9 protein-coding genes are annotated in these 11,023 nt (G+C 72.6%); 8 read left to right on the forward strand and 1 reads right to left on the reverse strand.

Annotated features, from left to right (window positions below; translation table 11 throughout):
* Nucleotides 1–17: 17 nt before the first annotated feature.
* The 6 genes from BMZ33_RS07895 (at nt 18) to nrfD (ending at nt 6,238) form a co-directional block, all read left to right on the forward strand.
* Nucleotides 18–272, forward strand: a complete 255-nt coding sequence (locus BMZ33_RS07895; protein WP_136697228.1) for a hypothetical protein — start codon at nt 18–20, stop codon at nt 270–272.
* A gap of 55 nt (nt 273–327) precedes the next feature.
* Nucleotides 328–711: an MmcQ/YjbR family DNA-binding protein gene (locus BMZ33_RS07900; RefSeq protein ID WP_091109039.1), complete on the forward strand. Its 384-nt coding sequence runs from the start codon at nt 328–330 to the stop codon at nt 709–711.
* Nucleotides 712–804: 93 nt separating this feature from the next.
* Nucleotides 805–1,365 (forward strand): dehydrogenase, encoded by a 561-nt coding sequence (locus BMZ33_RS24785; protein WP_091109040.1) that lies wholly within the window; start codon nt 805–807, stop codon nt 1,363–1,365.
* A gap of 12 nt (nt 1,366–1,377) precedes the next feature.
* Nucleotides 1,378–4,083, forward strand: coding sequence for a formate dehydrogenase (gene fdh, locus BMZ33_RS07910; RefSeq protein ID WP_091109041.1), 2,706 nt, complete (start codon nt 1,378–1,380; stop codon nt 4,081–4,083).
* On the forward strand, nt 4,083–5,156 hold the full coding sequence (locus BMZ33_RS07915; protein WP_091109042.1) for a 4Fe-4S dicluster domain-containing protein: 1,074 nt from the start codon (nt 4,083–4,085) through the stop codon (nt 5,154–5,156). The genes fdh and BMZ33_RS07915 overlap by 1 nt, the downstream gene beginning before the upstream one ends.
* A 5-nt stretch (nt 5,157–5,161) precedes the next feature.
* Entirely contained in the window at nt 5,162–6,238 is a 1,077-nt protein-coding gene (gene nrfD, locus BMZ33_RS07920) for an NrfD/PsrC family molybdoenzyme membrane anchor subunit (RefSeq protein WP_091109716.1), read from the forward strand.
* 90 nt (nt 6,239–6,328) lie between these two features.
* On the opposite strand, the gene BMZ33_RS07925 is transcribed toward nrfD, so the two are convergent.
* Complete coding sequence (locus BMZ33_RS07925) at nt 6,329–7,252, reverse strand: glycosyltransferase family 2 protein (protein WP_244524257.1); 924 nt, start codon at nt 7,250–7,252, stop codon at nt 6,329–6,331.
* 702 nt (nt 7,253–7,954) lie between these two features.
* On the opposite strand from BMZ33_RS07925, the gene BMZ33_RS07930 reads away from it, so the two are divergent.
* Nucleotides 7,955–9,082 carry a GH39 family glycosyl hydrolase gene (locus tag BMZ33_RS07930; RefSeq protein WP_136697229.1) on the forward strand — a complete coding sequence of 376 codons (1,128 nt, stop codon included), beginning with the start codon at nt 7,955–7,957 and terminating at the stop codon, nt 9,080–9,082.
* 351 nt (nt 9,083–9,433) lie between these two features.
* A complete protein-coding gene (locus BMZ33_RS07935) occupies nt 9,434–10,981 on the forward strand; it encodes a CBM96 family carbohydrate-binding protein (RefSeq protein WP_169064042.1) in 1,548 nt (515 codons plus the stop codon).
* The last annotated feature ends 42 nt before the right edge of the window (nt 10,982–11,023 follow it).

Raw genomic sequence — 11,023 nt, forward strand, 5'->3', positions numbered from 1 at the left:
GTCCCACCATCGCTGCCATGGCCTCAGCGGGAGCAGACCCGGGGTTGTCGGGGACCGAGCTGTCGGGGGAGCTGCGGCGCATGGCGCTGCACCTGGAGACCGCCGCCGTGCTGGAGCTCAGGGCCGCGCGGGCCGAGCCCCGGCAGGGCGCGGTGCTGCGGCGCCGCGCCGAGCAGCGCCGCCAGGAGGCCGCCCGGCTGCGCGAGCGGCTGGCCGCGTGCGGCGTCGCGCTGCCGCCGCGCGCCCGCCGTCCCACGGCCCCGTCGTCCTGAGGCCCCCGCGGGGCCGAGCCCCCCGCCGGGCGGCGTCCGGCGCTAGCGTGCCGCCGTGGCCACCTGGGCGGACGTGCGGCGCCTGGCCCTCGCCCTGCCCGGCGCCACCGAGGGCACCTCCTACGGCTCCCCGGCGTGGAAGGTGCGCGACCGCGCCTTCGTGTGGGAGCGCCCGCTGCGCCGCGCCGACCTCGAGCTGCTGGGGGAGGCCGCGCCGCACGGGCCCGTGCTCGGCGCCGCCGTGGCCGACGAGGGGGTCAAGCACGCCCTGGTCGCCGACGACCCGGCCGTCTACCTGACGACGCCGCACTTCGACGGGTACGCCGCCGTCCTCGTCCGGCTCGACGCGATCGGCGTCGACGAGCTCGCCGAGCTGGTCACCGAGGCCTGGCTGGCCCGGGCGCCGGAGCGGCTCGCCCGGGAGCACCTCGCCGGCTGAGGGGACCCCGGTGCGGGCTCCGGACGACGCCGTCCGGCACCGCCCGGTCCCGTCCGCGCGCCGGATCGTGCCCGGAGTGGCAGAGTCCACGGGGTGAAGACCTGGCTCGACGCCTGGCCGGTGTTCCGGCAGCTGACCGGCCCCGACCCCCTCGGTCGCGGCCGTGCCGCGCGCAGCAAGGACACGGAGTCGGTGGTGGCCCGGACCGCCACCGCCGACCGCGTCGTGCAGAGCGTCTGCCCGTACTGCTCGGTGGGCTGCGCGCAACGGGTGTACGTGAAGGACGAGCGGGTCGTCCAGATCGAGGGTGACCCCGACTCGCCGGTCAACCGCGGGCGGCTGTGCCCGAAGGGCAGCGCGAGCAAGTCGCTGGTGACCAGCCCGACCCGGGTCACGAAGGTCCGCTACCGCCGGCCGTACGGCACGGAGTGGGAGGACCTCGACCTCGACACGGCGATGGAGATGATCGCCGACCGCGTCCTGGACGCGCGCCGCCGCTACTGGCAGGACGAGTGCGACGGCAAGCGGGTCAACCGCACCATGGGGATAGCGAGCCTCGGAGGGGCAGCCCTCGACAACGAGGAGAACTACCTCATGAAGAAGCTCTACAGCGCCATGGGCGCGATCCAGATCGAGAACCAGGCCCGCATATAGCACTCCGCCACGGTGCCCGGTCTGGGTGCCTCGTTCGGTCGTGGCGGTGCCACGAACCCCCAGCAGGACCTGATGAACTCCGACTGCATCGTCATCGAGGGTTCGAACATGGCCGAGTGCCACCCGGTCGCCTTCCAGTGGGTGACCGAGGCCAAGGCCCGCGGCGCGAAGGTCGTCCACGTCGACCCGCGCTTCACCCGGACCAGCGCGATCGCCGACCTGCACGTGCCGCTGCGCGCCGGCAGCGACATCGTCTTCCTCGGCGCGCTGGTCAACCACGTGCTGAGCAACGACCTGTTCTTCCGCGACTACGTCGTCGCCTACACCAACGCGTCCTCGATCATCCGCGAGGAGTTCCAGGACGCCGAGGACCTCGACGGCCTGTTCTCCGGCTGGGACCCCGACAGCAAGCAGTACGACCAGGCCAGCTGGCAGTACGAGGTCGAGGACACCCCGGGCGGCGGCGTCGCCGAGGACGACCCGGCCGGCGCGGCCGAGCAGGAGCGGCTGTCCCAGCACGAGTCGGTCAAGGACTCCGACCAGGCGCACGCCTCCGGCTCCGGCGGCCCGCCGCTGCACGGCCGGGCCAAGCGCGACGAGACGCTGCAGCACCCGCGCTGCGTCTTCCAGGTCCTCAAGCGGCACTTCGCCCGCTACACCCCGGAGATGGTCGCCGAGGTCTGCGGCGTCGAGCCCGAGGCGTTCCTCAAGGTCGCCGAGTGGATCACCGCCAACAGCGGCCGGGAGCGGACGACGGCGTTCGTCTACTCCGTGGGGTGGACGCAGCACACGGTCGGCGCGCAGTACATCCGCACCGCCTCGATCCTGCAGGCGCTACTGGGCAACATGGGCCGTCCCGGCGGCGGGATCCTGGCGCTGCGCGGTCACGCCAGCATCCAGGGCTCCACCGACATCCCGACGCTGTACAACCTGCTGCCCGGCTACCTGCCGATGCCGCACGCGGTGCAGCACCAGTCGCTCGACGACTACACCGCCGACGCGGCCGGCACCGGCGGCTTCTGGGGCAACAAGCGCGCCTACGCGGTCAGTCTGCTCAAGGCCTGGTGGGGCGACGCGGCGACGCCGGAGAACGACTTCTGCTTCGACTACGTCCCGAAGATCACCGGCGACCACAGCTCCTACCGCACCGTCGCCGACATGATCGAGGGGAAGGTCGCCGGCTACTTCCTCGCCGGGGAGAACCCCACCGTCGGGCACGCCAACGGCCGGATGCAGCGGTTCGGACTGGCCAACCTCGAGTGGCTGGTGGTCCGCGACCTGCAGATGATCGAGTCGGCGAGCTTCTGGCAGACCGCGCCGGAGATCGAGACCGGGGAGCTGGTCACCGACCAGATCGCCACCGAGGTCTTCTTCATGCCGGCGGCGTCGCACGTGGAGAAGGACGGCACCTTCACCCAGACCCAGCGGATGCTGCAGTGGCGGTTCAAGGCCATCGAGCCGCCGGGTGACTGCCGCAGCGACCTGTGGTTCTACTTCCACCTCGGCCGCATCCTGCGGGAGCGGCTGAAGGACTCCACCGACCCGCGCGACCGCCCGCTGCTGGACCTGACCTGGGACTACCCGCTGCACGGGGAGACCCAGGACCCCAGCGCCGACGCCGTGCTGCGCGAGATCAACGGCGTGGGCCCCGACGGCCGGGCGCTGTCGGGCTACCTGGACCTCAAGGACGACGGGTCGACGACCTCGGGCTGCTGGATCTACTCCGGCGTCTACGCCGACGAGGTCAACCAGGCGGCGCGCAAGCGGCCGGGCCGCGAGCAGGGCCAGGTGGCGTCGGAGTGGGGCTGGTCGTGGCCCTACAACCGTCGCGTCCTCTACAACCGCGCCTCGGCCGACCCCGACGGGAAGCCGTGGAGCGAGCGCAAGAAGTACGTGTGGTGGGACGCCGAGGCAGGCCGCTGGGCGAGCACCGGCGACGCCGTCGACTTCGAGGCGACCAAGCCGCCGGACTACGTGCCACCGCCGGGGGCGAAGGCGCAGGCGGCGCTGTCGGGCCGGGACCCGTTCGTCATGCAGAGCGACGGCAAGGCCTGGCTGTTCGCGCCGAAGGGCGTCGTCGACGGACCGCTGCCGACGCACTACGAACCGGCGGAGTCCCCGGTGGGGAACGCGCTGTACGCGGTGCAGGCCAACCCGACGACGGAGCACATCCAGGCGCCGTACAACAGGGAGGCCCCGTCCAGCGGCGACGTCTTCCCGTACTCGGTGACCACCTACCGGCTGACCGAGCACCACACCGCCGGTGCGATGAGCCGGACGCTGCCCTACCTGTCGGAGCTGCAGCCGGAGTTCTTCGTCGAGGTCTCTCCCGAGCTCGCGGCCGAGCGGGGTCTGGAGAACGGCGGCTGGGCCACCGTGGTCAGCCCGCGGGCGGCCATCGAGGCCCGCGTGCTGGTCACCGAGCGGATCCGGCCGCTGCGCACGCGCGGCGGGAAGGTGGTCCACCAGATCGGCGCCCCGTACCACTGGGGCGAGGTCGGCATCTCGACCGGCGACTCGGCCAACGACCTGCTGCCGGTGGTGATGGACCCCAACACCCACATCCAGGAGAGCAAGGCCTCGACGGTCGACATCCGGCCGGGCCGGCGGCCGCGGGGACCGGAGCTCACCGAGCTCCTGGAGGAGTACCGGAGCCGGGCGGGGATCGCCTCGGGCCGGATGCCGGTCGGCGGCCGCGTGGCCGTGGAGGGGACCTGATGACGACGGTGAGCTCGGCGAGCCCGGCCTTCACGGGCAAGGACCCGCAGAACCGGCTGTTCGGGCCGTTGCCCGACGTGGCGGCCGAGGCGGGGTACCAGGAGGACCACCCGGCGCGGGTCGGCTTCTTCACCGACACCTCGGTGTGCATCGGCTGCAAGGCCTGCGAGGTGGCGTGCAAGGAGTGGAACACGCTGCCGATGGACGACTCCTACGGCACCCGGGACACCCTCGGCCTGTCGGGCATGTCCTACGACAACACCGGCCAGCTCGGCGCCAACACCTGGCGGCACGTGGCGTTCATCGAGCAGGTGCGCACCGTGGACCTGCCGATGCCGAGCGTCGGACCGCCGCCGGACGCCGCCGCGAGCCGCCGCGACGGGATCGTCGACGCCCCGGACGAGGCCGAGCCCGGCGACAGCGTCGTCACCGCGCAGACCAGCGTGCTCAACGCCGAGGCGCTCAGCGAGTACGACCCGCAGACGTCGCAGTCCGGTGACCGGGAGATCCGCTGGCTGATGGCCTCGGACGTCTGCAAGCACTGCACGCACGCCGGCTGCCTCGACGTCTGCCCGACCGGCGCCCTGTTCCGCACGGAGTTCGGCACGGTCGTCGTCCAGGGCGACATCTGCAACGGCTGCGGCTACTGCGTGCCGTCCTGCCCGTACGGGGTCATCAACCAGCGCAAGGACGACGGCCGGGTCTTCAAGTGCACGATGTGCTACGACCGGCTCACCGACGGCCTGCAGCCGGCCTGCGCGACCGCGTGCCCGACGCAGTCGATCCAGTTCGGCAACCTCGACGAGCTGCAGGCCCGCGCCGACGCGCGCCTGGAGACGCTCAAGCGGCAGGGCGTGGAGACCGCACGCCTCTACGGCCGCGACGAGGACGACGGTGTCGGCGGCAACGGGGCGTTCTTCCTGCTGCTCGACGAGCCGGAGGTCTACGGCCTGCCGCCGGACCCGATCGTGACCACCCGGGACCTGCCGGCCATGTGGCGCTCGGCGGCCGCGGCCGCCGCGATGATGGTCGGGGTGGCGCTGTCGGCCGTCCTCGGCTCGCGGAGGCGGTGACCGGCGTGACCGAGGGCATCACGACACCGGGTGCGGGCTGGCGGCGGGCCGGGGGTTCCGACGTCGCCGGCGACGGCGTACGGGCGTACTCCAACGGCGCGGGCCGCCGCCGGAAGGGCGGGCGGCGGGGCGGCCGCAAGGGGCGCGGCGGCGAGGTCCCGATGGTGGAGGACGTCGAGTTCACGTCCTACTACGGCCGGCCGATCATCAAGCCGCCGGTCTGGAAGAGCCCCGACGTGCCGCTGTACCTCTTCCTCGGGGGCGCGGCGGGCTCGTCGGCCATCCTCGGCGCGCTGGCGGACGTGAGCGGCCGGCCGGCGCTGACGCGGGTGTCGCGGCTGACCGCCGGGGGCGGGTCGATCCTGTCGGTCGTGTTCCTCATCCACGACCTCGGCCGGCCCGAGCGGTTCCTGCACATGCTGCGGGTGATCAAGCCGACCTCACCGCTGTCGATCGGCTCCTACATCCTGGCGCCGTTCAGCGCCGCGGCCGGGGCGACGGCCGCGGTGGAGCTCCTCGGCTGGTTCCCGCGGCTCAAGCGGTTCGGCGGCGCGGTGGCCGCGCTCTTCGGCGGGCCGCTCGCCACCTACACCGGGGTGCTGCTGGCCAACACCGCGGTGCCGTCGTGGCACGCACCGCACCGCGAGCTGCCGTTCGTCTTCGGCGGGTCGGCGATGGCCGCGGGTGGCGGGATCACCATGGCGTTCACCCCCGTGGCCGAGGCCGGCCCGTCCCGCAAGATGGCGGTCACCGGTGCGGCGATCGAGCTCGCGGTGGTGCACCGGGTGGAGAACGGGCACGGCATCGTCAGCGAGCCCTTCCACGAGGGCCGGCCGGGGACGCTGCTGCGCGCGGCGAAGGCGTGCACGGCCGCCGGGGCGGCGGTGACCGTCGTCGCCGGGCGGCGGCGGGCCGGCGCGGTGGTGGCCGGGGCGCTGCTGGCGGCGGGCTCGCTGCTCACCCGCTTCGGCGTCTTCGAGGCCGGCATGGCCAGCGCCCGGGACCCGAAGTACACCGTCGTCCCGCAGCGCGAGCGGCTGGCCGCCCGGCAGAACGGGCACGCGTCGACCACCACTCGCTGAGCGCCACGGTGCAGGGTGGGGGACCAGGATCCGTGCACCGTGGGGTGGGAGCTCCACGATGCCGGAGGGGCGCCGCGACGTCGTGGGCCGTCAGGACCTCCCGCGCCCGGAGCCGGCCAGCCGGACCCTGGTGATCACGTAGCTGCCGGCCGTCAGCACGGTGCCTTCCACGATCGCCCATGATCGGGCCGCGCCGGCTCGGTCGCCACGACGGAGGTCCCGGAGGCCCCGCAGGACGCCGGCCGGCAGGGTCCGCCGGACGTAGGTCCGCTCCGCCGTCAGCGCCGGACCACCGCGGGCGAGGCGGCTCACCACTGCCTTCGACCGGCCTTCGCCCCGGCACCGGCGTCGGAAGTACCGACGGGTGACCCGGTCTGCCGTCACGGTGTGACGGCAGATCGCCGACGGCTCGATCAGGATGCAGCTGTGGGGATGGGTGCGGCGGACCCGGATGGAGAACTCGGTCTCCTCGCAACCGGCCGTGTCCTTGCCCAGTCGGCCGACGCTGCTGTCGAAGCCGCCCGCAACGGCGAACACCTCCCGTCGAAAGCTCATGTTGGCACCGATCGGGTTGCGCACCTCAGCGCGGGTGCGGGGCTGGCCCTCGTAGCTGCAGCCCACGACCCAGAGGAACTCCTCGGGGAACCACGCAGGCCGAGGCGCACGCCAGGCAGGGACCACCGCGCCACCGACCCCGAGGACCGAGGGGTCGACGTAGGCCTCGAGGAGCCGCGCTGCCCAGTCGGAGTCAGCGGCGGCGTCGTCGTCCAGGAAGGCCACCACGTCTCCGGTGGCCGCGTCCACTCCCGTGGTCCGGGCTCCTGACAACCCCTGTGGCCCGGTGCTGGGCAGGCACGTGACGGAGGGGAAGGCGGCCCGTGCTCGGACGAGCAGGTCCTCGTTGTGGTCACTGACGAGGATGACCTCGTCCGGTGGCCGCGACTGCCGTTGCACGCTCTCGACCGCGGCACGGACATCGGGCCAGCGCTCGAGCGTGTAGGCGCAGATGATCACGGTCAGCCGTAGGGGCTCAGCCATCTCGCTCCGCACGGGAAGTGGTCGGACGCCGGGGAGCAGACCACGGGAGACGTGGCGTCGGCAAGGAGCGGGCGTCCGGGGTGTGCCCTCGGGTCGCCGATCCCAGCCGCTTCACCCCGCCGGGAGCTGCGGTGCCGGATCCGGTCGCGGTACCGCTGGGCGGAGCGGTCGTCCGGGGAGGCGTTCGACCGACGACGCCGACGGGATCGGCGGGTTGGCTCGACCGGAGAGCCACCGCCACGGGGCAGCGAGCCCTGCTGCCAGGTGCGTGCAGCGAGCTTCCTCGACCGGAGGCGAGCGGACCTATCGTCAGTCCCGAGCGACGGAGGGCGCGCACGGGCATCCGCGGTCGCGCTGGGTCGACGTGCACTTGATCGAGGAGCGTGGATGCACCAGCAGGAGGATCCCGAGGCGGTGTCGCCACCGCCGTCCGGCGACCGCCCCGTCGTCGCCCCAGGTCCCCGTGCGGCGGATCGCGAGCTCGAGTCGGCTCCAGCTCGGGCCGAGGCCCTCGGAAGACGACACGGACGCCCGATGAGGTACGTGGGCCCACGGCCGCTGAACCAGGGACTGTCCTTCTGGATGGCGTCGGTGTGCCTGTTGCTCACGGCCATCGGGGGCTGGCCGGCGGGTGTGTTGAGCTCTCCGCGACCCCCCGTGCCGGGGCTCACGGTAGGCGTGACCCACACCCAGTACTCGGTGGACTCGTCCACTCCGGCACGGGCTGCGGGCAGGGCACTCGACGTGCTCCGGGACGTCGCCCCGGTGCAGAACCAGCACCTCATGGGCTGGGGCGCACTGAACCCGGAACCATCCCCGGGTCACTACGACTTCGCGAGTCTTGATCGGCGGATGGAGTTGATCACGCGGACTGGCGCGGAACCGGTCCTGACCCTGTGTTGCGCACCCGACTGGATGAAGGGCGGGCCGGCCGGGAGCACGGACTGGAGCCGTATCGAGGAGGCTCCGAGGCCTGAACACTTCGACGACTTCGCGAGGCTGGCACAGGTGGCCGCCCAGCGCTATCCGCACGTCCACCGGTTCGTGGTCTGGAACGAGTTGAAGGGGTTCTACGACAGAGCGGCGAACGACTGGGACGTCGCTGCGTACACCGACCTCTACAACCGTGTGTACACAGCCGTCAAAGAGGTGCGGCCGGACGCGCTCGTCGGGGGGCCGTACGTCATCGTCGACTCATGGGCCTCCGAGTGGGCCGGAGGTCACCGGTCGGCGCTCGAGGGGCCGTGGGGAACAGTCGACCAGCGATCCCTCGACGTCATCCAGTACTGGCTCCGGCATGCGGCGGGAGCCGACTTCGTCGCGCTGGACGGTGGGACACACACCCACGACCAGGGACTCATCACCGACGACTTCCTGGCCACGGGAAAGCTCTCGATCGTGACCGAATGGGTCAGGGCCCGCACCGACCTGCCTATCTGGTGGGTCGAGTTGGGGGCAGAGTGCAGTGACGGGTCGGCGCCGGCGGCCGACCCGCGCAGGGCCGCTGTCATGGTGCACGCGTTGGTGGCGGTGGCTCACGCCGGAGGCTCCGCGGCGATCCTCTGGCGACCACGCGAGGACCCCGACCGGACGACGGTGGCTCTCTTCTCCGACACGTCGTCACCGGACGGGGGGAGTCCGTTACCCCTCTCCTCCCTGCTCGCCGTGGTGGGCGAGCAACTGCGTCGCGATCCACAGCAGGTCGTGGCGACGTGGCACTCCTCCTCGTCGCTGTGGACCCTCGTCACACCGGGGTGGTCCATCACCTGGTCCGCCGACACCGGGCTCCGCATCCTCGAGGCCTGACCACGGGGGTGCTCGCCGCCAGGCCGGGTCGACGTCATCGTGGACGCACGTCGACCGTGCGCAACGGTGGACCGGTGTCCGGCGCGCACCACGGCGTTCCTGGAGCGCAGGGGCTCGGAGCCCACCTCCGGGAGGCCGCGCGAGTGGGTCGTGCGGCGGAGGAGGAGGTGACCGCGGTGTCGAGCCGCGGGCTGCACCGGTCGACTTCCAGGGGCGGGGTCCTGCGAGCTCCCTCGGGCCCACGCGAGCTGCCAGACTGCGTCCACGCCGGCCGCGGGAGGGGAACCGGCCCCTGCCGGTGCGAGGCGATGGTCTTTCCTCGGGGGACGGTCCACCGGAGGGGGATGCCTGGTGCGTGGGCGGAGGATCCTCGTCGTGGGGGTGGTGGCGCTGCTCGCCACCGTGGCCTCCGGGGACCGGTGGTCGCCGGAGACGAGCACCAGCACCCTGCTCCCGACCGCGGACACCTACGTCCAGGCCGACGCGCCCACCAGCAACTTCGGGTCGTCGCCCCGGTGGTCGGTCGAGGGCAGGGAGACCGTCTGGCGGGAGGCACTCCTCCGTTTCGAGGTGCCGGTCCCACCGGGACGTGAGGTCGTCTCCGCCACGCTGCGTGCGCACAGCGAGGCGGCGGCTCCGGACACGGAGTTCGTCGAGGTCCGCACGACCCGGGGTGACTGGGTCGAGTCGGAGGTCACCTGGGAGACCGCCCCGGAGCCAGGCGCGCTCGTGGGCGAGGTCGGTGGCTTCTCGTCCGGTTCCTGGGTGGAGTGGGACGTCACCGCCGGCGTCCCGGCGGCCGGTGGACAGGTGGATCTCCTGCTGATGACGAGCGCTCGGCGGTGGCTGGGCTTCCCGAGCAGGGACCACCCCTCGGTGGCGCTGCGGCCCGGCCTCGTCGTCGCGACCGCTCCGGTGGGATCGCGGACGGTCCCGCCACTGCCTCCGCCCGTCGACGTCCCGGCCTCGGTGCGGCTCCCCGAGGTCTCGACCGGACCCGCCGGAACGGAGGACGTGACCATCGCAGCGGTCGGTGACATGAACCCGCCCCGGAACACGTCGCCCGACTCGGCGAGCGGGAGGAACGCCGCCAGGATCACGGCCGGCCTCGAGGACGGCAGTCTGGACCACTTCGTCGGACTCGGGGACTTCCAGTACACCGAGGGCACGTGCACGGCGCTCACCTCCTACTGGGCGGAACTCTGGGGGGCTGCCATCGCGCAGACGTACTGGACGGCCGGCCCGAACCACGACGTCGAACCGGGCAGGAACGACGACCTGGACCGGTTCATGAACGGCGAGTGCCCCGGGTCGTCGACCGTGTCGGCCACCAACAGGAGCCTGGGTGGCTTCGTCGACGCCCTCGACTTCTACAGCTTCGACGTCGGCGCCTGGCACATCGCGGTCCTGCCGGCCGCGGCGTGGCGCTACGACCGGGCCGCGGCCGAGGCCATGACGGAGCGGATCGACGCCGACCTGGCCGCAGCCGCGGAGGCGGGGAGACACCTGGCGGCCGTCTACCACGAGCCCTACTTCACCTCGGAGACGTCGGCGCACGACCGCTACGACGCCATCAAGCCGTGGATCGACGTGCTGTGGGAGCACCGGGTGCGGTTCACCCTGTCCGGGTCCCAGCACAACTACGAGCGGTCCTGTCCGGTCGACAACGCCGACCGGTGTGTCCCCGACGGGATGGTCGCCTTCCAGGTCTCGACGGGGGGGATCGACCTGCGCGAGTTCACGTCGCGACCGGACTACGTCGCCGAACGCTTCGACGACACGTGGGGATACCTGGAGCTGACGCTCCAGGCGGACGGGAGCTTCACCTGGCAGTTCCGGCCGACCAGCGGCGGGATGCGGACCGACAGCGGGACACGGGCTGCCGAGCCGGCCGAGTAGGGAGGGCATCGGCCGGGACCGAGGCGCGACGGGTCCCCACAC

The organism is Geodermatophilus dictyosporus (assembly GCF_900115505.1).
In the GTDB taxonomy this organism is placed as follows: Bacteria; Actinomycetota; Actinomycetes; order Mycobacteriales; family Geodermatophilaceae; genus Geodermatophilus; species Geodermatophilus dictyosporus.

Excerpts from the sequence above, each read along its gene's own strand:
- BMZ33_RS07895 (WP_136697228.1), top strand. The coding sequence starts at position 18 with ATGGCCTCAGCGGGAGCAGACCCGGGGTTGTCGGGGACCGAGCTGTCG.
- BMZ33_RS07915 (WP_091109042.1), top strand. The coding sequence starts at position 4,083 with ATGACGACGGTGAGCTCGGCGAGCCCGGCCTTCACGGGCAAGGACCCG.